This is a genomic window from Streptococcus sp. HMSC073F11 (assembly GCF_001810785.1).
In the GTDB taxonomy this organism is placed as follows: Bacteria; Bacillota; Bacilli; order Lactobacillales; family Streptococcaceae; genus Streptococcus.
Window position 1 is genome coordinate 263,383 of sequence record NZ_KV802698.1, and the last position, 22,782, is coordinate 286,164.

Sequence of the window (22,782 nt, forward strand, 5' to 3'; positions counted from 1 at the left end):
CTTTGAGGTTGTAGATAAGACTGACAAAGTCAGTCACACATATACGGCAAGGCGAAGCTGACGTGGTTTGAATTTTATTTTCGAAGAGTATGAAAATAAAAATACCACACTTTGTAAGACACAAGGTGTGGTTGTATTTTATCTCTTAGACCAAGTTCTCTTCATAAAGAGAAGTAGGATTGGGTAAATCTCTAATCGACCTGCAATCATTGCAAAGGAGAGAAGAATTTTTGAGATAGGACTAAAGATTGAGAAGCTAGAAGTGGTTCCTAGAATAGGTCCGATATTATTGAAACAGCTAAAGACAGCGCTGGTCACAACCAGAAAATCATTGCTATCTAGGCTGACAATAAAGATAAGGGATAGCAAAATCATAGAATAGATGACAAAGTACTTGAGAATCTTATGCTGGGTATCTTTGTCAATTACCGTTTTATTAACATGGAGGGTCAAAACACGGTGGGGTGATAGAATTGACAAAATCTGATTTTTAGCAATTTTTGAAAGGATAAGGCCTCGAATAACCTTGAGTCCACCTGCGGTTGAACCAGCAGAACCACCGATTCCCATAAGGAAGAGAAGGATAAACTGGGAGAAGAGGGGCCAGTTGGTAATGTCTCCGTAACCAAAACCAGTCGTTGTAATGATATTGGAAACCTGGAAGAAGGCCATTTCAAAACTCTTTGAAAATCCTGGATAGAGATAGAGGGTATTGAGGCTAATCAAGCCTGTAGAAAGCAGTACAATGACCAAGTAAGCTCGAAGTTCTTCATCTCCAAAGAAGGCTTTGACGCGACGGAGCATGAGGTAGTAGTAGAGATTGAAATTTACCCCAAAAACCAAAACTCCGATACTAACTAGATAGGTAATCAGTGAGCTACCATAGTGGGCGATTCCATCGTTATAGACTGTAAAACCTCCTGTACCTGCTGTTCCCATGGCAATGACAAAACTATCAAATAGGGGCATGCCAGCCAGATAATAGATGATGACAAAGAGGGAGAAGAGAGCTAGATAAAGGAGATAGAGAATCTGGGCAGTATTTTTGAGTTTGGATACAACCTTGCCAAAAACAGGGCCAGGAACCTCAGCTTTCATCACTTCTAGGTGGCTATTCTTGGCATTGTCCATAATAGCAAGTGCAAAAACAAGCACTCCCATCCCTCCAATCAAGTGGGTAAAACTTCGCCAGAAGAGGAGGGAACGACTGAGAACCGAAACGTCGTTCAGAATAGTTGCTCCAGTAGTTGTAAAGCCAGAACTGATTTCAAAAAAGGCATCGATAACGCTGGGAATTTGCTTAGCAAAAACAAAGGGGAGACCGCCAAAGAAGGACCAAAGGATCCAACAGAGGGCAACAATCAAGACTCCCTCCTTGGCATAAATCCGTTGATTTTTGGGCTTTTGTAAAATTCCTGAACCGCCTAGTAATACGAGAATCCCTATTGTTGAAAAGAGGGCCGTAAAGACTTGGCTCGATTCACGGTAATAGACAGCGACAGACACAGGAACCAAAAGAAGAACAGCTTCAATCAAAAGTAATTTTGAAAGGAGGTAACGAATCATACTTTTATTCATTTCTTACCTCGCGATCAAGTCATAAATCTTGGTGATGTTTGGCAACAAGGTTGTTACTAGGAGCTTGTCTCCAACTTCCAACATATCCTCCCCAGTAGGGAAAATAGTCTTGCCCTTTCGAATGATGGCTGCTATAAGAACCCCTTTTTTTAGTTTTAGTTGAGAAAGAGGTTTGGAAGTCATTTTATTAGCTTCCTTGATATGAAATTGCAGGGTTTCGATTTGGCCATTGGCTAGATGGTGCATGGCCTGAAGGTCTGAATACTGGGCATTAACCCGACCACGAATAAAGTGCATAATCGTATCTACAGCGATGCTTTTAGGTGTGATGATACTTGAAAAATCAGGCGCATTGATAATTTCGAGGAGACTGGTACGATTGACCTTGGTGATATTTTTTTGTACACCTACCCTGTCAAGGAACATAGAGGTAATCAGATTTTCCTCATCAACCCCTGTTAGAGTCGCAACGGCATCATAGTTTTGAGCACTTTCTTCCAGCAGGATATCTTTTGCGGTACCATCTCCTTGAACGATGTAGAGGTTTGGGAATTTCTCGCTAAAGAAGCTAGCGATTTCAGGATTGATTTCAATAACCTTGGTATCAATACGACTGTCTTTTAGGATACCTAGTAGATAATAGGCGATTCTACCAGCTCCAACAATAAGAAGGCTCTTCACGGCACGAGATTTAAAATAATTATGGAAGAGCATCATATCAACACGGTTACCAGTGACAAAGATTCTATCTTTATCCTGTATGGTCATGTCACCGCTTGGAATGATAATTTGATGATCCCTCTCTATCGCACAGACAATGACATTGCCGAATTTTTTCCGAAAATCAGAAATGGGCATTTGGCAAAGACCACTGGAGGATTTAACAGTGAATTCCATCAAGCTGACCCGTCCACCAAAGAAACGTTCGACAGAGAGGGCGTTGGGGAAGTCAATGATATTCGCGATAGCGCGGGCAGCCAAGAGCTCAGGGTTAACGATAAGAGAAAAACCGAGAATATTCTTTTCCTTGAAATAAGAGTTAGAATATTCAGGGTTCCGCACCCGAACGATGGTCTCTTTAGCTCCCATTTTTTTGGCTAGAACGGCTGCAATCATGTTCACTTCATCGTATTCAGTCAGGGCGATAAAGATATCACAATCCTGGACACTGGCTTGCTCAAGGATGGTAAAATCGGCCCCGTTACCAAGGATACCCATGATATCAAAGCGATTAACAATATGATTGAGGACAGCTTCGTCTTGCTCAATCAGCAAAACATCATGCTTTTCTGCAACCAAGGAGCGACAGAGGGCAGAACCAACTTTTCCCCCTCCGACAAGGATAATTTTCATAATAAAACCTACTTTTTCATGATGTAACTATCATACCTTTTTTCAAGAAAAAATGCACCTACTAGCTAATAACAAGAGCTTTTAGTAGGAAATTTGCTATAAGGTAAAACTATACCCTAATCAATTGAAATAGCTATTAGCGACTTTCTCTGAAATATGGTATGATAAAGGATATACAAGGAGATAAAATGAATAATAATTTACTGGTATTACAATCAGACTTTGGTCTGGTTGATGGTGCGGTATCGGCTATGATTGGAGTGGCTTTAGAAGAATCTCCAACCTTAAAAATTCATCATTTGACGCACGATATCACGCCTTATAATATTTTTGAGGGGAGCTATCGTCTCTTTCAGACGGTAGATTACTGGCCTGAGGGAACGACATTTGTATCGGTGGTCGATCCAGGTGTCGGCTCGAAACGTAAGAGTGTAGTTGCCAAGACTGTAAAAAATCAATACATTGTCACGCCAGACAATGGAACGCTTTCTTTTATCAAGAAACACGTTGGTATTGTAGCCATTCGTGAAATTTCTGAAGTGGCCAATAGACGTCAAAACACAGAGCATTCTTATACTTTCCACGGTCGTGATGTTTATGCTTATACTGGTGCTAAACTGGCTAGTGGTCACATTAGTTTTGAGGAAGTGGGGCCAGAGCTCAGTGTAGATCAGATTGTGGAACTTCCAGTCGTAGAGACAATCATTGAAGATCATCTGGTAAAGGGAGCTATTGATATTCTAGATGTGCGTTTTGGTTCGCTTTGGACCTCTGTCACACGAGAAGAATTTTACAAACTGGAACCAGACTTTGGTGACCGTTTTGAAGTGACTATCTATCACGCAGATATGCTGGTTTATCAAAATCAGGTTGTTTATGGCAAATCATTTGCAGATGTGAGAATTGGGCAACCCATCCTTTACATCAACTCTCTCTATCGTTTAGGTCTGGCTATCAACCAAGGTTCCTTTGCCAAGGCCTATAATGTGGGTGTCGGTTCATCTTGGACCATTGAAATAAAGAAAATAGAAGGATAAAATAGGAGAATAAATAGTATGGAAATCAAATTTACAATTAAACAAGTTGTTGCTGTCGGAATTGGCGCTGCCCTCTTTGTCGTCATCGGGATGATCAACATTCCGACCCCTGTTCCAAATACAAGCATCCAGCTTCAGTATGCGGTACAAGCGCTACTTTCTATTATTTTTGGACCGATTATCGGTTTGCTTGTCGGGTTGATTGGTCATGCAATCAAGGATTCTCTTGCTGGTTACGGTTTGTGGTGGACTTGGATTATCGCTAGCGGGCTCTTTGGTCTAGCTGTGGGGCTATTTAGAAAGTACGTTCGCGTGATCAATGGTGTCTTTGACTGGAAAGATATTCTTATTTTTAACCTCATTCAACTACTTGCAAATGCCCTTGTTTGGGGTGTCTTGGCACCACTTGGAGATGTTGTGATTTATCAAGAAGCTGCAGAAAAAGTATTTGCCCAAGGGATTGTTGCGGGAATTGCTAATGCTGTAACTGTAGCTATTGCAGGAACTCTTCTCTTGCTTGCCTATGCAGGAACTCAAACTCGTGCAGGAAGTTTGAAAAAGGATTAAAATGATGGGAAAGGCTGGGCAACCAGTCTTTTTCGATGTTTATAGATTAGTTAGACAAGTAAGCTAGGATAGGAATCTTTTTGGCGCTAAGATTTTAAGAGAAGAGACTGCAAGAAGGGGTAGATTTATGATAAAATAGAAGTCTAAGAAGCGAATGAAGAGAGTAAGATGAAAGAAGCTATAATTGAGTGGAAGGATTTCTCTTTCCGGTATGAAACACAACAAGAACCGACCTTGCAAGGGGTGGACTTGACCATTTATAAGGGAGAGAAAGTCTTAATTGTTGGGCCATCTGGGTCAGGTAAGTCTACCTTGGGTCAATGTTTGAATGGGATTATTCCCAATATTTACAAGGGTCAGACGTCTGGAGAATTTTTGATCAAGGGGCAAGCGGCCTTTGATATGAGTATCTATGATAAGTCTCATCTGGTCAGTACAGTTTTGCAGGATACTGATGGGCAGTTTATCGGTCTGTCTGTGGCAGAAGATTTGGCTTTTGCTCTAGAAAATGATGTAACAAGTTTAGAAGAGATGAAAAGCCGTGTTCATAAATGGGCTGAAAAGCTGGACCTTCTTTCTTTACTGTCTCAGCGTCCTCAGGATTTGTCAGGTGGACAAAAGCAGCGGGTCAGTCTGGCTGGTGTCTTGATTGATGAGAGTCCGATTCTTTTGTTTGATGAGCCACTTGCCAATCTGGATCCCAAGTCAGGTCAGGATATTATCGAATTGATTGACCAGATTCATAAGGAAGAGGGAACGACGACACTTATTATTGAGCATCGTTTGGAGGATGTTCTGCATCGCCCTGTGGATCGGATTGTCTTGATCAATGATGGTCGTATTCTCTTTAATGGGAGCCCTGACCAGCTACTGGCGACTGATTTATTGACCCAAAATGGAATTCGAGAACCCCTTTATCTAACCACTCTCCGTCAATTGGGTGTGGATTTAGCCAAGGAAGAACAATTAGCAAATCTGGATAACTTGTCTATCTCAAAAGGCCAGATTCAGTTGCGGACGGAACTGGTAAAAGAAACCCCAGAATTGCAGTCACTCTTTAAATTAGAGGATGTGTCTTTTTCTTATGATGATAGACCGATTTTAAAATCCATTTATTTAGATATTAAAAAGGGTGAAAAGATTGCCATTGTCGGAAAAAATGGAGCAGGGAAATCAACTCTAGCCAAGGCCATAAGTAGCTTTATCCAGACGGAAGGCCGCTATCTTTGGGAAGAGCAGGATATAAAAGGAGATTCGGTAGCAGAACGGGCGGAACGAGTAGGCTATGTGCTGCAAAATCCTAATCAAATGATTTCAACCAATATGATTTTTGATGAGGTGGCTCTAGGGCTCCGTTTGCGAGGTGTGAATGAGAAGGAAATTGAAACGAGAGTCTATGAAACCTTGAAAATCTGCGGTCTCTATGAATTCCGTAATTGGCCCATTTCTGCCCTGTCATTTGGTCAGAAAAAACGTGTCACTATTGCATCGATTTTGGTTTTAGGAGCTGAAATTATCCTCCTAGATGAACCGACTGCAGGTCAGGACCAGAAGAACTATACTGAGATTATGGAATTTCTCGAAGAGTTGCATCAAAAAGGGCATACCATTGTCATGATTACTCATGATATGCAATTGATGCTGGATTATTCAGACCGAGCTCTTGTCATGGTGGATGGGGAACTGATTGCCGATACTGATCCAGCTAGTCTTTTGAGCAATCCTGAGCTGTTAGTAAAAGCCAATCTAAAAGAAACTTCAATCTTCAACTTGGCCAAGAAACTAGACGTGGATCCACTTGCTTTAACGGCATTTTATAAAGAAAGGAGAGAAGGATGCAAGCTAAATTAATCGGTTACCAGCATAGAGATACTGTGATTCATCGCTTGTCAGGAGCTGGTAAACTCCTCTTTTTCATCCTTGTATCATTGGCGGCCATGATTAGCTATGATACCAGACTGCTTGTTCTGATTGCTATTTTTTCGGTCTTTCTCCTCTATTTGTCAGAAATCCGCTTTAAAGATGTTTCCTTTGTAGCCGTTTTTGCGACGGTATTTGCCGTTTTAAACGTCTTGATGGTCTATCTCTTTTCTCCCGAGTATGGGGTTGGACTTTACGGAGAGAGGAGTGTGATTTGGCAGGGAATCGGTGCCTACACTCTGACCAGCCAAGAGCTCTTTTATCTGCTAAATCTGGCCATTAAGTACCTTTGCACTATTCCTCTGGCTATTATCTTTTTGATGACAACCCATCCTAGTCAGTTTGCTTCCAGTTTAAATCAAATTGGTGTGCCTTACAAGATTGCCTATTCAGTCAGCCTGACTTTGCGCTATATTCCAGATTTGCAGGAAGAATTCTTTACTATCAAGATGTCTCAGGAGGCGCGTGGGATGGAATTATCCAAGAAAGCTTCTCTTATGCAACGAATCAAAGGCAATCTGCGCATTATTACGCCCTTGATTTTTAGCTCGTTAGAACGCATTGATACCATCGCGACCGCCATGGAGCTTCGGCGCTTTGGGAAAGAGAAAAAACGCACTTGGTATAGTTATCAGGCCTTGAAAAAAGGAGATTATCTTACCTTGCTCTTGGCAGCCTTGTTTTTAGTAGCTAGTTTACTACTTATCTTGCAGAATCAGGGACGATTTTACAACCCTTGGAAATAGCTTGAAAAAATTGAAAAAATCAAGTCGTTTCTATTGACAATGATTCTGAAAGTGTTATACTAAGAAAGTAGTTTCGCTGATTTACTTCAAACCTGTTGTGAGGTAAGTTAACGATGCCTTAACCACGCTGTTTGCTGAGCTTGACTCCGGGCAGTGTGGCTATTTTTTTGCAATGGTGAAAGGAAGCAAGTCATGACAAATCACATTGTATTATTTGAACCTCAAATTCCACAAAATACAGGCAATATCGCGCGTACTTGCGCTGCGACCAATTCTCCCCTCCACATCATCAAGCCAATGGGCTTTCCTATCGATGATCGCAAGATGAAGCGGGCGGGGTTGGATTATTGGGATAAGCTAGAGATTTATTTTTACGAGAGTTTGGAGGATTTCATGTCTCAGATGAAGGGCAAACTCTACCTGATTTCTAAATTCGCTGAGAAAGTGTATTCTGATGTGGATTTATCGACTGACGAGGACCATTATTTTCTTTTTGGACGTGAAGACAAGGGTTTACCTGAAGACTTTATGCGCGAACATCCTGAGAAGGCTCTTCGTATTCCTATGAATGATGAACATGTCCGCAGTCTTAATGTGTCTAATACCGTCTGCATGATTGTCTATGAGGCTCTTCGCCAGCAGAACTTTGCAGGTCTTGAGCTTGTTCATACCTATGAAGTGGATAAATTGAAATAAAAAATGAAAATGAAAATGAACAAAATGCTTGCGCTTGCAAGCGTTTTTTGTTATGATAAAAGAGTCTTCAGGGCAGGGTGTGATTCCCGACCGGCGGTAAATTTGACTAGCTATTTTAGCTTTCTCGTCGTTGTCTTGTCTCGATATACTTTAAGTATTATCTTCGACTGCGACGCCTAGATAAATCTAAAATATCTTAGCCAAATAAGTCCGCGAGCGCAAGCTGATGTGGTGAGATTCCACAACCGACAGTATAGTCTGGATGGGAGAAGACGAAAGAATAGCTTTGTCTGTTCTGATAGATTTATAGCTAAACTGTAACCGCTTGCTTGAATTTCCTTAATAGAGTGAGAGGGAACTTTTGGGATATAAAAAGTGAGAATAGATAGAAAAATCCTTTCTAACTTCTTCTGATTTTATAGAAAATTGGAGGAACCTGTTATGACAAACACACGTCGACTTTCGACCATTGCAATTCTATCAGCTATCTCATTTGTGCTGATGTACTTTGACTTTCCGCTTTTACCAGCGGCATCCTTCCTTAAGATCGAATTTAGTATCTTGCCAGTCCTTGTGGGCTTGGTGGTCATGGATTTGCCTGCTGCTCTAGGAATTCTCTTGCTTCGCTCACTCTTGAAGCTGCTTCTTAACAGCCAGGGAGTGAATACTTACATTGGTTTGCCAATGAATATCGTAGCTTTGGGAGTTTTTGTCATCGTATTTGCTTTGATTTGGAAAAAGGAACGGACAACCCTTCGTTTCCTACTAGGCTCTCTAGCTGGAACTATTGGCTTGACCGTGGCTATGTTGGTTCTCAACTATGTTTACGCTGTTCCTTTGTACGCTAAGTTTGCTAACTTTGATATTGGAAAAATTTTGGGACTTTCCAACTACCTAATGACCATGGTATTACCTTTTAACTTGATTGAGGGAGTAATCTTTTCCGTTTCATTCTGGTTGTTGTATATTCTCTTGAAACCAACCTTAAAACATTATGAAAGATAAACAAACATTTTTAATGAAGGGCAGTTTTGCCCTTTTACTTTTCGTTATTCTTGGCTACATGGTCAAATTTTACCCTGAAACGCTGGTTGGTTTTGACCAACCGATTCAGACTGCCGTTCGAGGAGACTTGCCAGATTACTTGACTATTCTTTTTAGGGCCATCACACGCTTGATTGATATTCCAGTGATTATCACCTGGGTTGCCATTACAGCTTTTGCCTTTTATCGTAAGCGGTGGAAGATAGAAAGTTTCTTCATGATGGGAAATCTGGCTTTGGCAGGTCTTTTAATTGTGACCTTTAAAAATATCTATCAGCGCCCACGACCAGCTATTTTACACTTGGTTGAGGAGAAGGGATTTTCCTTTCCAAGCGGCCATTCTCTGGCTGTAACCTTGATGGTCGGTTCTCTGATTGTCATTCTCAGTCAACGGATTAAAAATCCAGTCTGGAGAAAAATTGTACAAATCGTGCTAGGCCTCTATCTAGTCAGTGTGCTGGTATCAAGGGTCTATCTGGGAGTTCATTACCCATCAGATGTTCTTGCCAGTCTCTGTGTGGGCTTGGGAGTCTTGTTTATCGAGTTTCCCTTCTATGATAAGCTCCGCTTCCAATGGCGATTTAAAGGCAAGCAGAAGTGAGATAGGTCTTGCAAGAATGGTAAAAATCTGATAAACTATGTAGTAATTGAATAGAAATCCGCAAGACTAGTAGCCTAAGGGAAGTATATCAGGGAGGAGAGCCGTGACTGCAAGCTCTTTATATGAAAGCTAGGTGAATTCACTTGCGCATGGATTTAGAAATGAAGGTCTGACTTGTCAGATGAAAACGGATGGTACCGCGTGTCAACGCTCCGAGTGGAGTTTTTGGCATGTGGTTTTCTTTTTATCTACGAGAGACTGATGGAGGAATTATGTCAACTATTGAAGAACAATTAAAAGCGCTTCGTGAAGAAACGCTGGCTAGCTTGAAGCAGATTACTGCTGAAAATGAAAAAGAGATGCAAGATTTGCGTGTCTCTGTCCTTGGTAAAAAGGGTTCGCTTACTGAAATCCTCAAAGGGATGAAAGATGTTTCTGCTGAGATGCGTCCAATTATTGGGAAACACGTTAATGAAGCTCGTGATGTCTTGACAGCTGCTTTTGAAGAAACAGCTAAACTCTTGGAAGAAAAGAAAGTCGCAGCTCAACTGGCTAGCGAGAGCATCGATGTAACCCTTCCAGGTCGCTCTGTTGCGACTGGTCACCGCCACGTTTTGACACAAACAAGTGAAGAAATCGAAGATATTTTCATTGGTATGGGTTACCAAGTCGTGGATGGTTTTGAAGTGGAGCAAGACTACTATAACTTTGAACGTATGAACCTTCCAAAGGATCACCCAGCCCGTGATATGCAGGACACTTTCTATATCACTGAAGAAATTTTGCTTCGTACTCACACGTCTCCAGTTCAGGCCCGTGCTATGGATGCCCATGATTTTTCAAAAGGTCCTTTGAAGATGATCTCGCCAGGGCGTGTGTTCCGTCGTGATACGGACGATGCAACCCACAGTCACCAGTTCCACCAAATCGAAGGCTTGGTTGTTGGGAAAAATATCTCTATGGCAGATCTTCAAGGAACCCTTCAGTTGATTGTGCAAAAAATGTTTGGCGAAGAGCGTCAAATTCGTTTGCGCCCCTCTTACTTCCCATTCACAGAACCATCTGTTGAGGTGGATGTTTCGTGCTTCAAATGTGGTGGTGAAGGATGTAACGTATGTAAGAAAACTGGTTGGATTGAAATCATGGGTGCTGGTATGGTTCACCCACGTGTTCTCGAAATGAGTGGAATTGATGCAACGGTCTACTCTGGATTTGCCTTTGGTCTTGGACAAGAGCGTGTAGCTATGCTCCGTTACGGAATCAACGATATCCGTGGATTCTACCAAGGAGATGTCCGCTTCTCAGAACAGTTTAAATAATGATTAAAAAAGTAGAACTGGCAGATGTTGGGGTGTTGGCCAAAATTGCCAAACAAACCTTTCGTGAAACATTTGCTCATGATAATACGGAAGAGCAGTTACAGGAATACTTTGAAGAGGCTTATAGTCTGAGAGTTTTGTCAACTGAGTTGGAAAATCCAGATTCCGAAACCTATTTCATTATGCATGAAGAGGAGATAGCTGGTTTTCTCAAAGTCAACTGGGGAAGTGCTCAGACTGAGAGAGAATTAGAGGATGCTTTTGAAATTCAACGCCTCTATATGCTACAAAAATTCCAAGGATTTGGACTAGGTAAGCAACTGTTTGAATTCGCTCTTGAACTTGCTACCAAAAATAGTTTTTCCTGGGCTTGGTTGGGTGTTTGGGAGCATAATACAAAAGCTCAAGCGTTTTATAACCGATATGGTTTTGAGAAATTTAGCCAACATCATTTTATGGTTGGTCAAAAAGTAGATACAGATTGGTTACTGAAAAAGAATTTAAGGTAAGAAGAGGATTCTTCTATTGAAATGATAGGAAAGGAAAAAACTAGAGTGGCAACTGTCATTCTGGAGAACTAAATTATGCTTGTATCTTATAAATGGTTAAAAGAATTGGTGGACATTGATGTGCCATCACAAGAGTTGGCTGAAAAAATGTCAACTACAGGGATCGAAGTAGAAGGTGTGGAATCACCGGCTACTGATCTCTCAAAAATTGTCGTCGGTGAGATTTTGTCTTGCGAAGATGTGCCAGAAACTCACTTGCATGTTTGTCAAGTTAACGTTGGCGAAGAAGAAGCCCGTCAGATCGTTTGTGGTGCCCCAAATGTGCGTGCTGGGATCAAGGTCATGGTAGCTCTTCCAGGAGCTCGTATCGCGGATAATTACAAGATTAAAAAAGGGAAAATCCGTGGCTTGGAGTCACTTGGAATGATCTGTTCACTTGGTGAATTGGGAATTTCTGACTCGGTTGTACCGAAGGAATTCGCAGATGGTATCCAAATCTTGCCAGAAGATGCTATTCCTGGAGATGAAGTTTTCTCTTACCTAGACTTGGATGACGAAATCATCGAACTTTCTATCACGCCAAACCGTGCAGACGCTCTATCTATGCGTGGAGTAGCGCACGAAGTGGCAGCCATCTATGACAAGGCAGTTAGCTTTAAAGAATTCAGTTTAACAGAAACAAATGAAGCTGCAGCAGATGCCCTTTCTGTAGGCATTGAAACGGATAAGGCGCCTTACTATGCAGCCCGTATCTTGGACAACGTGACCATCGCACCAAGTCCACAATGGTTGCAAAACCTTCTCATGAATGAAGGTATCCGTCCTATCAACAACGTAGTGGACGTAACCAACTATATCTTGCTCTGCTTTGGTCAACCTATGCATGCCTTTGACCTGGATACCTTTGAAGGAAGCGAGATTCGTGTGCGTGAAGCGCGTGCTGGTGAAAAATTAGTGACCTTGGACGGTGAAGAACGTGAACTTGCAGAAACTGACTTAGTCATCACTGTCGCAGACAAGCCAGTAGCCCTTGCAGGTGTCATGGGAGGTCAAGAAACCGAAATCTCTGAAAATTCTAGTCGTGTTGTCCTTGAAGCAGCTGTCTTCAATGGCAAATCCATCCGCAAGACTAGCGGACGCCTCAACCTTCGTTCTGAATCATCTTCTCGCTTTGAAAAAGGGATCAATGTGGCAACTGTTAACGAAGCTCTTGATGCGGCAGCTAGCATGATTGCAGAGCTTGCAGGTGCGACTGTGCGTAAGGGTATCGTTTCAGCGGGTGAACTTGATACTTCTGATGTGGAAGTTTCTTCAACTCTTGCTGATGTTAACCGTGTCCTTGGTACAGAACTTTCTTACGCGGATGTAGAAGACGTCTTCCGTCGTCTTGGCTTTGGTCTTTCTGGAAATGCAGATAGCTTTACAGTCAGCGTTCCACGTCGTCGCTGGGATATCACTATCGAAGCAGACCTCTTTGAAGAAATTGCTCGTATCTATGGATATGATCGCTTGCCAACCAGTCTTCCAAAAGATGACGGTACAGCTGGTGAATTGACTGCGACACAAAAACTCCGCCGTCAAGTTCGTACCATTGCTGAGGTAGCAGGTTTGACAGAAATCATCACCTATGCTTTAACAACTCCTGAAAAAGCAGTTGAGTTTACGGCTCAACCAAGTAACCTTACTGAACTTATGTGGCCAATGACTGTGGATCGTTCTGTCCTCCGTCAAAATATGATTTCTGGTATCCTTGATACGGTGGCTTATAACGTAGCTCGTAAGAATAAAAACTTGGCCCTTTATGAGGTTGGAAAAGTCTTTGAACAAACTGGTAATCCAAAAGAAGAACTTCCAAATGAGATTAATAGCTTCGCCTTTGCCTTGACAGGCTTGGTTGCTGAAAAAGATTTCCAAACAGCAGCAGTTCCAGTTGATTTCTTCTATGCTAAGGGAATCCTTGAAGCCCTCTTTGCTCGTTTGGGACTCCAAGTAACTTATACAGCAACATCTGAAATCGCTAGCCTTCATCCAGGTCGTACCGCTATGATTTCACTCGGTAACCAAGTTCTTGGTTTTCTTGGCCAAGTGCATCCAGTCACTGCTAAGGCCTACGATATTCCAGAAACGTATGTGGCTGAGCTTAACCTTTCAGCCATCGAAGCTGCCCTTCAACCAGCTGCTCCATTTGTGGAAATCACGAAATTCCCAGCAGTTAGCCGTGACGTTGCCCTCCTTCTCAAGGCAGAAGTGACTCACCAAGAGGTTGTGGACGCTATCCAAGCTGCAGGCGTAAAACGTTTGACAGATATCAAACTCTTTGACGTCTTCTCAGGCGAAAAATTGGGACTTGGTATGAAGTCAATGGCTTATAGCTTGACTTTCCAAAATCCAGAAGATAGCTTAACGGACGAAGAAGTCGCACGCTATATGGAAAAAATCCAAGCATCGCTCGAAGAAAAAGTCAATGCAGAAGTGCGTTAAAGTATCAATCCATCCTTTGGGGTGGATTTTTGCTTTTCAAATAACAATTCAGGATCAAAAATAGACAGTTGAGGAACAGAGAAGATAAATTGGAGTTTACCAGTGTATAATGTACTCATAGCTCAAAGTACCCTAAGATTTTTTACTAAAATGAGGATGATAAAAATGGACAGAAATCATTGTAAAGGCTATCAAAAAGGAGTATAATGAGTGCAAGACATTTCGGAGGTGAAAGATGCTAGAAGTAAGAAGTCTAGAGAAAAGTTTTGGACCCAAGCAAGTTTTGTTTGGTATTGACTTTCAAGCGCGACCAGGTCGTATTTTGGGATTAGTCGGGAAAAATGGTGCTGGGAAGACAACAATTTTCCACAGTATTTTGAAGTTTTTAGAATATCAAGGAGAAATTAGTCTAGATGGTCAGGATATTCGTCAAGAGACCTACGCTCGGATTGGCTATCTGCCTGAAGAACGCAGTCTCATGCCTAAATTGACAGTCCTTGAACAAGTTCGCTACTTGGCGACTCTAAAGGGCATGGATGCTAAGGAAATCAAGGAAAAACTCCCTCAATGGATGAAGAGGTTGGAAGTGAAAGGGAAGCTAACAGATAAAATTAAGAGTCTGTCAAAAGGAAATCAGCAGAAGATTCAGCTCATCATTACTCTGATTCATGAACCAGACTTGATTATCTTGGATGAGCCTTTCAGTGGATTGGACCCAGTCAATACAGAATTGCTCAAGCAAGTCATTTTTCAAGAAAAAGAACGTGGGGCAACCATTATCTTTTCTGACCATGTCATGACCAATGTCGAGGAGCTTTGTGACGATATTCTCATGATTCGAGATGGCCGTGTGGTCTTGCATGGACCAGTTCAGGATGTCCGCAATCAATACGGGAAAACGCGTCTCTTTGTTTCAAGTGAACGAAGCAAGGAAGAATTGGAAAATCTTCCTCATGTTAAACAGGTGAGCTTGACTAAACAAGGCAGTTGGAAATTGATCTTGGAGGATGAGAGCGCTGGAAGGGAACTTTTCCCAATCTTGACTCAAGGGCAATATATCGCAACCTTTGATCAGCAAGCGCCAACAATCGATGAAATCTTTAAACTAGAATCAGGGGTAGAAGTATGAGAAATATGTGGGTTGTAATCAAGGAAACCTATCTTCGACATGTCAAATCGTGGAGTTTCTTCTTTATGGTGATTTCGCCGTTCCTCTTTTTAGCCTTATCTGTAGGAATTGGCTATCTCCAAGGGTCTTCTATGGCCAAGAATAGTAAGATAGCAGTGGTAACAACTGTGCCATCTGTGGAAGATGGGCTCAAGGGTACCAATGGTATCAACTTTGATTATAAGGATGAAGCCAGTGCCCAAGCTGCTATCAAAGATGAGAAAATCAAGGGTTACTTAACCATTGACCAAGAGGACAGCGTCCTCAAGGCCGTCTATCATGGTGAAACTTCTCTTGAAACAGGCATCAAGCTAGCAGTAACCAATAAGCTTAACGAACTGCAATATCAACTCAATCGTTCGGCAGCCAATTTGTCACAAGAACAGGAAAAACGCTTGGAACAAACAGTTAACTTTACGGAGAAAATTGATGAATCCAAGGAAAATAAAAAAATGATTCAAACCTTTGCGGCCGCAGGGCTTGGTTTCTTCCTTTATATGATTTTGATTACCTATGCTAGTGTCACTGCTCAGGAAGTGGCTAGCGAGAAAGGAACCAAAATTATGGAGGTGGTCTTCTCTAGTATCCGAGCTAGTCATTATTTCTACGCTCGCATGCTGGCTCTGCTTCTTGTGATTTTGACCCATATTGGCATTTACGTCGTGGGTGGACTTGCTGCCATTCTTCTCTTTAAAGACCTACCAATCTTGGCACAATCTGGTATTTTAAACCATATAGGAGAGGCTTTCTCGCTCAACACCTTATTGTTTGTCTTGGTTAGCCTCTTTATGTACGTTGTTTTAGCAGCCTTCCTAGGTTCTATGGTTTCTCGTCCTGAGGACTCAGGAAAAGCCTTGTCGCCTTTGATGATTTTGATTATAGGTGGTTTTTTTGGAGTGACAGCTCTAGGTGCAGCTGGTGACAATCTCATCTTGAAGATTGGTTCATATATTCCCTTTATTTCGACTTTCTTCATGCCGTTTAGAGCTATTAATGGTTATGCAAATGGGTTAGAAGCTTGGATTTCGCTTGCGATTACGATTGCTTTTGCAGTAACGGCAACTGTATTTATCGGACGTATGTATGCTAGTCTCGTTCTGCAAACAGATGATCTAGGTCCTTGGAAAACCTTTAAACGTGCCTTATCTTATAAATAGAAGAGCCTCGCGAAAGCGAGGTTTTGTAGAGATAAAAAGAGTGGAATTCAGAAAAATATTTTTCATATCTATTGACTTTTAGGGGTGAAATTTGGTATGATAGTAGGCGGTATTGTTTACCCCATTTGAAAGGCCCCGGAACCTTCCAAATACTTTTCGATGGGAAGGAACACCCATCACCGTAAACAAAAATCGAACTATATATAGGAGAAATCATGAACAAAACAACATTTATGGCTAAACCAGGCCAAGTTGAACGTAAATGGTACGTAGTTGACGCAACTGATGTACCACTTGGACGTCTTTCTGCAGTAGTTGCTAGCGTACTTCGCGGAAAAAACAAACCAACATTTACACCACACACTGATACAGGTGACTTTGTGATTGTTATCAATGCTGAAAAAGTTAAATTGACTGGTAAAAAAGCAACTGATAAAATCTACTACACTCACTCAAACCACCCAGGTGGATTGAAACAAATCTCTGCAGGTGAACTTCGTTCTAAAAATGCAGTACGTTTGATCGAGAAATCAGTTAAAGGTATGCTTCCACACAATACACTTGGACGCGCTCAAGGTATGAAGTTGAAAGTATTTGTTGGAGCTGAGCACACTCACGCTGCACAACAACCAGAAGTTCTTGATATTTCAGGACTTATCTAAGGAAAGGAACAATAAAGTATGTCACAAGCACAATATGCAGGTACTGGACGTCGTAAAAACGCTGTTGCACGCGTTCGCCTTGTTCCAGGAACTGGTAAAATCACTGTTAACAAAAAAGATGTTGAAGAGTACATCCCACACGCTGACCTTCGTCTTGTAATCAACCAACCATTCGCAGTTACTTCAACTGCAGGTTCATACGATGTTTTCGTTAACGTTGTAGGTGGTGGATACGCTGGTCAATCAGGAGCTATCCGTCACGGTATCGCTCGTGCCCTTCTTCAAGTAGACCCAGACTTCCGCGATTCATTGAAACGCGCAGGACTTCTTACACGTGACTCACGTAAAGTTGAACGTAAGAAACCAGGTCTTAAGAAAGCTCGTAAAGCATCACAATTCTCAAAACGTTAATCAATACGATTATATCAACGTTTCAAAGCACTTTGCAAAAATTTTGCAAAGTGCTTTTTTGTCGATTTTTGAGCTCAAATAGCTTTGTGATAACCTTCTGATAACCTCTTCTAAATTTTTAAAATCATGATTTATTTTGCTTTATTGAGATAGTCTGCAAATTTGTCAATAGAGTTTTTCTCACCAGTTTTTGTGGTGTGAGTATAGACATCTAATGTCACCTGACTGCTTGCATGACCGAGACGTTTTGATGTATTAGAAGGATCGATTCCAATTTCAGACATAAGTGTTGCATGTGTATGTCTAAACCCATGTGGGCTAATTGGTTTTAATTTATGCTTTTTAATAATTCGATTCAGTACGTTATTAATGTAATCAGCATGCAAAGGTTCAATTTTGTCATTACTTGATATGTAAGAGAACATATATTCATCACTAATATTCAGCTTTGTAAGAGGAAGCTGAGATTGTTCTTTCAGATAGAAATTTCTCCATTGCTTAATAATATCGATTGTCTCATCATCAAGATAGATTGTACGAACTGAAGATTCATTCTTTGTGCTCTTTTCAATCGCTTTACCGTCAATTCTTCCTAGACTTTTATCTATGTTCAATAGATTGCTGTCAAAGTTAATATCAGCCCATTTTAAAGCGTATAACTCCCCTTTTCGTAGTCCACTAAATGCAAGCAGTCTAAATAAAGCAAAATGTTTAAATGGCTCAGTTTCTTTCACTATATCAAGGAAATGATGTAATTCCTCCAGAGACCAAAAATTATCTGATCTAGTTTTTTTGATTTTAGGCATGATAACATTCTTCATTGGATTTCGATCAATGTAGTTCATGTTGATTGCAAAATCAAAAATTTTTGAGGTATAGGATTTTATCTGTTTGATATTTTTGAAAGTCTGAGATTTTTGTGTAATAAAGTTTTGACAGTCTAAAGGACTGATTTGGTCAATAAATTTATCGCCAAATATTGGTAGAATATGTATTCGATAGATATTCTTAGTTTGGGAAGAAGTTGTTTCTTCAACGGTACCAACATAGGCATTAAACCATTCTTGATAAAGTTCTTTATAAGTGACTTTTGGGTTAGGTTTGTCGGTACTTACTGTGGGGGCAACGACACCAGCTTCTAAACGAGCTTCGTACAATTTTGCCTCTTTTTTGGTTTTGAACCCTCTCTTTAAGTGCCTTTTTTTCTTTCCATAAGCATCTAAGCCAATGTAAAAGCTGACATAGTATAGGATTCCTTTTTTTGTTTTGTATTTGTGTATAGACATTTTTTCTCCGTATCTAAGTTTTCGGAGCTTATGTAATTGAGAAATGAGTGTCTATCTATTTTTTCTATCTTCTTGGCGGATAGCGTATTCGTCTGTTTTAATCCAGCTCTGCCAAACTTTAGAATCTTTATTTTGGTGATTCATATAATCTATAAACTCAGACATAAAACGTTTGTTTTTCTCAGCTAGGTATTCTGAGAATATATGACGAAATTCATCTGAAAAACTATCATCAAGTGGTAGTGTTAATGCCCTTTCGCCAAATTCGATACTCTTCTTTAACTTCTCCATATCGCTTTTAAAAGGTGTCACAGAACCAATTTTAGATGTTTTGAAACTATCTGTAACAATTTTAAGATTTGATGGAGCGTGTGGGTTGCTATCAAGTCCCATAATGTAAGCGACGGAAACATTAAAGTATTTTGCCAATTTTTCAGCATTATCTTTTTTAGGTTTGCGGATTCCTTGATTGTATCCAGAAAGTGTAGGATAGGCTATATTTGTAGCTTCGCTAATTTCTGTCAATTTTTTTCCGCTATTTTCTATCAGTTTAGTAATATGATTCGTCATAAGAACCTCCTTTTTATCATTATAACACATTTTATTCTTTTTGAATAAAAAAAGCTTGACAAAAATTCAAAAAGGATATATAATTCAAAATGAATAACAAAATAAATGGTTTCGGAGCTTATTTAATTTAGAAATGAGGTGTGAATTTATGTCGGAAACTACTTTAGTTGTCCAGCTTCCTAAAGAATTAGAGAAGCAATTACGTGCTCACTATGATGAGATGATTTCAAATGCTGTAGCAAGAGTATTTGAAGATAAAGAACTTTATAAACCTATGGTTCGTATGTCAGGTTTGTCTAGGTGGTTAGATGTATCTACGACAACAATCCAAAAATGGACGAAAGAAGGAATGCCAACCATGGTGATTGATGGAGTGACTTTATACGATAAAAGAGCAGTAACACGATGGTTGAAGCAATATGAAAGATAGGTACTCGTATGAATGGTGTTCAGTGGATCAAGATAACAACAGATATATTTGATGATGAAAAAATTCAGCTAATAGAATCAATGCCAGAAGGAGATACTCTTATTGTAATATGGTTTAAAATTCTGGTGCTTGCAGGAAAGCAAAATAATAGTGGCATATTAAGTCTAGGGAACAAGGTTTATTACACAGAAGAGATGCTTTCAACAGTGTTTAGGCGAAAGGCTACATCTGTAAAATTAGCTCTCAGCATGTTTGAAGAATTTGGCATGATAGAAATCATAGATGGCGCTATTACCATTCCAAAATGGGAGAAACATCAGAATATAGATGGACTAGAAAAGATTAGAAAACAAACTAGGGAACGTGTTGCTCGTCATAGACAAAAACAAAAAGCACTAATTACAGGCGAGCCACAACTCGTTTTAGACTGTAACGTTACAGTAACGGATGAAAATGATAATGTAACGCAAGAGATTAAGAACAAGAGTAAGAATAAGAATAAGAAAGAGATTGAGAATATACTGGATAATAGTTCTAGAAAGCCTGAAACTTATATTCCACCCAAATATTATTCTTTGTTAGAATCCATTTCTTATAAGTACAATGATAGATTTTTGTATCCTAACAATTACACTTTAACACATGCTCAGAAGATGAAGATAGGCGAGTATTTGGCTAGTGGGTATGTAACTAGTGATGAAGTCATTAGCATGATTGAACGGATTCCTGAGGATGCGACGTCTCCTTTGGCGTATTTATTTAAGTCTATGGAGAATTTAAAGCAGGAACGTATGCTGGAGTGCAAAGCTATTGCCCATGAAAATGCCCGAAAGAAGTATATGATAAATGAGTAGATATAGGACTGTTCTAAAGAAATGTTACATCACTGAGGAGCAAAATGAAATAGTGAATAACTTGATTGAAATGACAAATCATCTAAGTTTTTCCTCTTATGCCAGAAAAATGTTATTTAAGAGCTCGCCTATTTATCTTCAATTTGATTTTGAATCTTATCATGACTTTATATTTCAAGTTAGAAGAATTATCAATAACTTACGTCAGTTAGAAAGAATAGCAGAACAAAGTGAGGATTTGGATAATGTAAGGATATTTCACTACTGCGTTGAGCTGATGATAGAATATGAAAAGAAGACAAGTAAACAAGTGAAAGAACTTGTAAAACGACTAAATAAGAAAACGAGGTGATAGGACCATGAGAATAAAATCTGTGTTGAAACAGGTTTTTTTGACGGAAGAAGAAAATAAAAAATTAAATGATTGTATGAGGAAGGAAAATATTCGTAATTTTTCTGAGTTTGCTAGACAAAAATTAATACGAACAGATTTGAACATCCAAAAAGTCTCTTTTGAAGGTTTAGTTCCTTTAACAGAAGAGTTGGAACAAGTCGGAAAGAATATCAATTCTATAGCCCGTCTTGCAACTGTAGTTGGGAGAATAAGCTATGAAAACAAAATGGATATGTCTATTTTGATGCAAAAAATAGTTGATGTGATGGAGGAAAAAGATGTTTATTTTCAAAAGTAATATGGATAAGGATTTTGATCAGATATGCGAATACATATTGAAATTAAAGCGAGCAGAATTATTTCTTCATGGAATTAAACAACAAGATAAAACGAAGGCTCGTTTGTATCATGCGATGCTGGAATACTATGATGCTAACCATAAAAAAGAAAGACATATGAGAATTTTAAAATAAGGAAACGCTGTTAAAAATTTTGCAGCGTTTTTTATATATCTTCTTAAAATATTTGTACACACAAATGACAGTCAAATTGATTTTTGGGATTATTTTATCGAGAAGGAAAGATTTATCATAATATGACTTTGCGAGCTCAGAGTCTGTATACACACACTCCCAAAATCATCCCAAAATTTGTATACACAAAGTGTATGTACTTTTTGGGATGATTTGAATTTTGGGGAATCCCCAAACCCCTGATGAATTATACGAGCAAAAAAATTTGGGAGTAAGTTTTAGAAAGAACTATTCTACAGTATTTAAAATCTGACTTTAAGTAAATTTTTTATTATGTGACTATTAGCCTGTCTCACTCTGCTAGGTACGAGACAAAAAAATACCCGCTATGCGGGTCAGTACAAAAGCGTTTTTATTGTATAAAGAATATCAAATAGTTTGAGGGTTTTACTTGTCGCTGTATTTCTTCACTATCCTTTTTGTAATACTCCTGCTTTGTTCCTGAAATATCTACAGTGAATACGTCATCCTTGAAGGTATAATTCTCTTTTCGGTTTATGATATTAGAGCCAGTCGGTTCGATTGTTGCACTGTCTTTATCAATTGTAAAGGTGTCGGCCTCTCCTTTGTTGCTATTTCCTTTGTTACCTGAAATGGTAAAGGCAACTTCATTTCTACTCTCGTTTATTCAACGGTATTCGCCATCTAAAGAATTGCTTGATTGGTTAGAACATGCAATTAATAAAATTGTAGATAGAGACACTAAAAGTAATGTGATAAATCTTTTCATTTACATACTTTTTATTTCTATATTATATTAAAGAAACATTACATAAGTAAGAAAGTAATTTTTTAGGTTGATCTCTTTCTTTCGGGAAAATCATTATTTTTCGGAAAGTTGATTTATAGTCTCTTTTAAATATAAAATTAAAAAGATGTGCAGGTTGTAATTAACTTGTGCATTTTTTTGTTTAAGGTGAATTCAAAGTATCCTAATATACCATATAGCTGAGAAATAAATCAAAATAGGGAAAAGAAGATATTGACAGAATTCCAGGGTTTGGTATAACAGTCAACTAGATAGTTACAATGATCAACAGGAGATATTCCTGAAGGTGTAATGTAAGATATTAGTGAAAAGATCGGAGAACATACATGGAATATAGTAAACTAGGCTGGGAAGAAGTTAGTAAGTTTGAGGAAATAAAAGGTTATGGACAACATATTTGGCGACATCATGAGAAATATTTTTTTGTTACAGATGAATGGGGAATAGTTGAACAGAGGGTAGTCTATGAATTACTATATAGAACTATTTCAATCACCCTACCAAGTTTTTCTGAGTTACTTGAAAAGTTTAACTTAATTTGACAATTTAGGCAATAAAGAAATTCTAGACAAGCTTTTGAGCTATTCAGAAGACTTGAAACACCACTATCATCTCTATCAGCTCTTACTTTTTCACTTTCAGAATAAGGAACCAGAAAAATTTTTCGGACTCATTGAGGACAATCTAAAGCAGATTC

At 39.5% G+C, this 22,782-nt stretch carries 23 protein-coding genes, 2 pseudogenes and 1 riboswitch; of the genes and pseudogenes, 20 read left to right on the forward strand and 5 right to left on the reverse strand.

Annotation, left to right across the window (positions count from 1 at the left end):
- Positions 1–138: 138 nt before the first annotated feature.
- The gene (locus tag HMPREF2764_RS08075; protein WP_001043441.1) at positions 139–1,578 is read right to left on the reverse strand and encodes a TrkH family potassium uptake protein; all 1,440 of its coding nucleotides are present in this window, start codon (positions 1,576–1,578) and stop codon (positions 139–141) included.
- 3 nt (positions 1,579–1,581) lie between these two features.
- On the reverse strand, positions 1,582–2,931 hold the full coding sequence (trkA, locus tag HMPREF2764_RS08080; RefSeq protein ID WP_024056705.1) for a Trk system potassium transporter TrkA: 1,350 nt from the start codon (positions 2,929–2,931) through the stop codon (positions 1,582–1,584).
- 188 nt (positions 2,932–3,119) lie between these two features.
- On the opposite strand from trkA, the gene HMPREF2764_RS08085 reads away from it, so the two are divergent.
- From HMPREF2764_RS08085 to rpsI, 14 genes are all read left to right on the forward strand, one after another.
- Complete coding sequence (locus tag HMPREF2764_RS08085; protein WP_070528655.1) at positions 3,120–3,968, forward strand: SAM hydrolase/SAM-dependent halogenase family protein; 849 nt, start codon at positions 3,120–3,122, stop codon at positions 3,966–3,968.
- A gap of 18 nt (positions 3,969–3,986) precedes the next feature.
- Positions 3,987–4,535, forward strand: coding sequence for an ECF-type riboflavin transporter substrate-binding protein (locus HMPREF2764_RS08090; protein ID WP_070528657.1), 549 nt, complete (start codon positions 3,987–3,989; stop codon positions 4,533–4,535).
- 168 nt (positions 4,536–4,703) lie between these two features.
- Positions 4,704–6,386: an ABC transporter ATP-binding protein gene (locus tag HMPREF2764_RS08095; protein WP_000656561.1), complete on the forward strand. Its 1,683-nt coding sequence runs from the start codon at positions 4,704–4,706 to the stop codon at positions 6,384–6,386.
- Positions 6,371–7,201 carry an energy-coupling factor transporter transmembrane component T family protein gene (locus HMPREF2764_RS08100; protein WP_001148089.1) on the forward strand — a complete coding sequence of 277 codons (831 nt, stop codon included), beginning with the start codon at positions 6,371–6,373 and terminating at the stop codon, positions 7,199–7,201. Before HMPREF2764_RS08095 ends, HMPREF2764_RS08100 begins: the two co-directional genes overlap by 16 nt.
- A 192-nt stretch (positions 7,202–7,393) precedes the next feature.
- Positions 7,394–7,897 (forward strand): tRNA (cytidine(34)-2'-O)-methyltransferase, encoded by a 504-nt coding sequence (locus HMPREF2764_RS08105; protein WP_000181382.1) that lies wholly within the window; start codon positions 7,394–7,396, stop codon positions 7,895–7,897.
- Between the two features lie 59 nt (positions 7,898–7,956).
- Positions 7,957–8,175, forward strand: a riboswitch (FMN riboswitch).
- A 163-nt stretch (positions 8,176–8,338) separates the two neighbouring features.
- Positions 8,339–8,902 (forward strand): ECF transporter S component, encoded by a 564-nt coding sequence (locus tag HMPREF2764_RS08110; protein ID WP_000185822.1) that lies wholly within the window; start codon positions 8,339–8,341, stop codon positions 8,900–8,902.
- Positions 8,892–9,542 (forward strand): phosphatase PAP2 family protein, encoded by a 651-nt coding sequence (locus HMPREF2764_RS08115; RefSeq protein ID WP_070528660.1) that lies wholly within the window; start codon positions 8,892–8,894, stop codon positions 9,540–9,542. Before HMPREF2764_RS08110 ends, HMPREF2764_RS08115 begins: the two co-directional genes overlap by 11 nt.
- A gap of 272 nt (positions 9,543–9,814) precedes the next feature.
- Positions 9,815–10,861, forward strand: a complete 1,047-nt coding sequence (gene pheS, locus HMPREF2764_RS08120) for a phenylalanine--tRNA ligase subunit alpha (RefSeq protein ID WP_070529187.1) — start codon at positions 9,815–9,817, stop codon at positions 10,859–10,861.
- Positions 10,861–11,370, forward strand: a complete 510-nt coding sequence (locus HMPREF2764_RS08125) for a GNAT family N-acetyltransferase (protein ID WP_070528663.1) — start codon at positions 10,861–10,863, stop codon at positions 11,368–11,370. The genes pheS and HMPREF2764_RS08125 overlap by 1 nt, the downstream gene beginning before the upstream one ends.
- A 75-nt stretch (positions 11,371–11,445) precedes the next feature.
- Positions 11,446–13,851 carry a phenylalanine--tRNA ligase subunit beta gene (gene pheT, locus HMPREF2764_RS08130; protein WP_070528667.1) on the forward strand — a complete coding sequence of 802 codons (2,406 nt, stop codon included), beginning with the start codon at positions 11,446–11,448 and terminating at the stop codon, positions 13,849–13,851.
- Positions 13,852–14,086: 235 nt separating this feature from the next.
- Positions 14,087–14,980 carry an ABC transporter ATP-binding protein gene (locus HMPREF2764_RS08135; RefSeq protein WP_020902740.1) on the forward strand — a complete coding sequence of 298 codons (894 nt, stop codon included), beginning with the start codon at positions 14,087–14,089 and terminating at the stop codon, positions 14,978–14,980.
- Entirely contained in the window at positions 14,977–16,176 is a 1,200-nt protein-coding gene (locus HMPREF2764_RS08140; protein WP_070528671.1) for an ABC transporter permease, read from the forward strand. Before HMPREF2764_RS08135 ends, HMPREF2764_RS08140 begins: the two co-directional genes overlap by 4 nt.
- A gap of 215 nt (positions 16,177–16,391) precedes the next feature.
- The gene (gene rplM / locus HMPREF2764_RS08145) at positions 16,392–16,838 is read left to right on the forward strand and encodes a 50S ribosomal protein L13 (protein ID WP_001044624.1); all 447 of its coding nucleotides are present in this window, start codon (positions 16,392–16,394) and stop codon (positions 16,836–16,838) included.
- 18 nt (positions 16,839–16,856) lie between these two features.
- A complete protein-coding gene (gene rpsI / locus HMPREF2764_RS08150) occupies positions 16,857–17,249 on the forward strand; it encodes a 30S ribosomal protein S9 (RefSeq protein WP_000075964.1) in 393 nt (130 codons plus the stop codon).
- 131 nt (positions 17,250–17,380) lie between these two features.
- On the opposite strand, the gene HMPREF2764_RS08155 is transcribed toward rpsI, so the two are convergent.
- Both HMPREF2764_RS08155 and HMPREF2764_RS08160 read right to left on the reverse strand, forming a co-directional pair.
- On the reverse strand, positions 17,381–18,535 hold the full coding sequence (locus HMPREF2764_RS08155; RefSeq protein ID WP_000022152.1) for a site-specific integrase: 1,155 nt from the start codon (positions 18,533–18,535) through the stop codon (positions 17,381–17,383).
- A gap of 51 nt (positions 18,536–18,586) precedes the next feature.
- On the reverse strand, positions 18,587–19,105 hold the full coding sequence (locus HMPREF2764_RS08160) for a helix-turn-helix domain-containing protein (protein WP_000181350.1): 519 nt from the start codon (positions 19,103–19,105) through the stop codon (positions 18,587–18,589).
- A gap of 148 nt (positions 19,106–19,253) precedes the next feature.
- Here HMPREF2764_RS08160 and HMPREF2764_RS08165 point away from each other — a divergent pair, with 148 nt between their 5' ends.
- From HMPREF2764_RS08165 to HMPREF2764_RS08185, 4 genes are all read left to right on the forward strand, one after another.
- Entirely contained in the window at positions 19,254–19,535 is a 282-nt protein-coding gene (locus tag HMPREF2764_RS08165) for a hypothetical protein (protein WP_000005472.1), read from the forward strand.
- Between the two features lie 8 nt (positions 19,536–19,543).
- Positions 19,544–20,389: a phage replisome organizer N-terminal domain-containing protein gene (locus HMPREF2764_RS08170; protein ID WP_033686361.1), complete on the forward strand. Its 846-nt coding sequence runs from the start codon at positions 19,544–19,546 to the stop codon at positions 20,387–20,389.
- 359 nt (positions 20,390–20,748) lie between these two features.
- A complete protein-coding gene (locus HMPREF2764_RS08180; protein WP_001220782.1) occupies positions 20,749–21,081 on the forward strand; it encodes a hypothetical protein in 333 nt (110 codons plus the stop codon).
- Positions 21,062–21,256 (forward strand): hypothetical protein, encoded by a 195-nt coding sequence (locus HMPREF2764_RS08185; protein ID WP_000469564.1) that lies wholly within the window; start codon positions 21,062–21,064, stop codon positions 21,254–21,256. The genes HMPREF2764_RS08180 and HMPREF2764_RS08185 overlap by 20 nt, the downstream gene beginning before the upstream one ends.
- Positions 21,257–21,668: 412 nt before the next feature.
- Here HMPREF2764_RS08185 and HMPREF2764_RS10415 read toward each other — a convergent pair.
- Positions 21,669–22,046: pseudogene (locus HMPREF2764_RS10415) on the reverse strand (hypothetical protein).
- A 365-nt stretch (positions 22,047–22,411) separates the two neighbouring features.
- Between HMPREF2764_RS10415 and HMPREF2764_RS08190 the strand changes: the two are divergent.
- Together HMPREF2764_RS08190 and HMPREF2764_RS10055 are read left to right on the forward strand one after the other, a co-directional pair.
- A complete protein-coding gene (locus HMPREF2764_RS08190) occupies positions 22,412–22,627 on the forward strand; it encodes a hypothetical protein (RefSeq protein ID WP_070528674.1) in 216 nt (71 codons plus the stop codon).
- Between the two features lies 1 nt (position 22,628).
- A pseudogene (locus tag HMPREF2764_RS10055) lies at positions 22,629–22,782 on the forward strand (ISL3 family transposase); the annotation flags it as partial.

What these genes read in the sequence shown, in the direction of transcription:
- HMPREF2764_RS08075 (WP_001043441.1), bottom strand. Translation starts at nt 1,578, where the DNA reads ATGAATAAAAGTATGATTCGTTACCTCCTTTCAAAATTACTTTTGATT.
- trkA (WP_024056705.1), bottom strand. Translation starts at nt 2,931, where the DNA reads ATGAAAATTATCCTTGTCGGAGGGGGAAAAGTTGGTTCTGCCCTCTGT.
- HMPREF2764_RS08085 (WP_070528655.1), top strand. Translation starts at nt 3,120, where the DNA reads ATGAATAATAATTTACTGGTATTACAATCAGACTTTGGTCTGGTTGAT.
- HMPREF2764_RS08090 (WP_070528657.1), top strand. Translation starts at nt 3,987, where the DNA reads ATGGAAATCAAATTTACAATTAAACAAGTTGTTGCTGTCGGAATTGGC.
- HMPREF2764_RS08095 (WP_000656561.1), top strand. Translation starts at nt 4,704, where the DNA reads ATGAAAGAAGCTATAATTGAGTGGAAGGATTTCTCTTTCCGGTATGAA.
- HMPREF2764_RS08100 (WP_001148089.1), top strand. Translation starts at nt 6,371, where the DNA reads ATGCAAGCTAAATTAATCGGTTACCAGCATAGAGATACTGTGATTCAT.
- HMPREF2764_RS08105 (WP_000181382.1), top strand. Translation starts at nt 7,394, where the DNA reads ATGACAAATCACATTGTATTATTTGAACCTCAAATTCCACAAAATACA.
- HMPREF2764_RS08110 (WP_000185822.1), top strand. Translation starts at nt 8,339, where the DNA reads ATGACAAACACACGTCGACTTTCGACCATTGCAATTCTATCAGCTATC.
- HMPREF2764_RS08115 (WP_070528660.1), top strand. Translation starts at nt 8,892, where the DNA reads ATGAAAGATAAACAAACATTTTTAATGAAGGGCAGTTTTGCCCTTTTA.
- pheS (WP_070529187.1), top strand. Translation starts at nt 9,815, where the DNA reads ATGTCAACTATTGAAGAACAATTAAAAGCGCTTCGTGAAGAAACGCTG.
- HMPREF2764_RS08125 (WP_070528663.1), top strand. Translation starts at nt 10,861, where the DNA reads ATGATTAAAAAAGTAGAACTGGCAGATGTTGGGGTGTTGGCCAAAATT.
- pheT (WP_070528667.1), top strand. Translation starts at nt 11,446, where the DNA reads ATGCTTGTATCTTATAAATGGTTAAAAGAATTGGTGGACATTGATGTG.
- HMPREF2764_RS08135 (WP_020902740.1), top strand. Translation starts at nt 14,087, where the DNA reads ATGCTAGAAGTAAGAAGTCTAGAGAAAAGTTTTGGACCCAAGCAAGTT.
- HMPREF2764_RS08140 (WP_070528671.1), top strand. Translation starts at nt 14,977, where the DNA reads ATGAGAAATATGTGGGTTGTAATCAAGGAAACCTATCTTCGACATGTC.
- rplM (WP_001044624.1), top strand. Translation starts at nt 16,392, where the DNA reads ATGAACAAAACAACATTTATGGCTAAACCAGGCCAAGTTGAACGTAAA.
- rpsI (WP_000075964.1), top strand. Translation starts at nt 16,857, where the DNA reads ATGTCACAAGCACAATATGCAGGTACTGGACGTCGTAAAAACGCTGTT.
- HMPREF2764_RS08155 (WP_000022152.1), bottom strand. Translation starts at nt 18,535, where the DNA reads ATGTCTATACACAAATACAAAACAAAAAAAGGAATCCTATACTATGTC.
- HMPREF2764_RS08160 (WP_000181350.1), bottom strand. Translation starts at nt 19,105, where the DNA reads ATGACGAATCATATTACTAAACTGATAGAAAATAGCGGAAAAAAATTG.
- HMPREF2764_RS08165 (WP_000005472.1), top strand. Translation starts at nt 19,254, where the DNA reads ATGTCGGAAACTACTTTAGTTGTCCAGCTTCCTAAAGAATTAGAGAAG.
- HMPREF2764_RS08170 (WP_033686361.1), top strand. Translation starts at nt 19,544, where the DNA reads ATGAATGGTGTTCAGTGGATCAAGATAACAACAGATATATTTGATGAT.
- HMPREF2764_RS08180 (WP_001220782.1), top strand. Translation starts at nt 20,749, where the DNA reads ATGAGAATAAAATCTGTGTTGAAACAGGTTTTTTTGACGGAAGAAGAA.
- HMPREF2764_RS08185 (WP_000469564.1), top strand. Translation starts at nt 21,062, where the DNA reads ATGTTTATTTTCAAAAGTAATATGGATAAGGATTTTGATCAGATATGC.
- HMPREF2764_RS08190 (WP_070528674.1), top strand. Translation starts at nt 22,412, where the DNA reads ATGGAATATAGTAAACTAGGCTGGGAAGAAGTTAGTAAGTTTGAGGAA.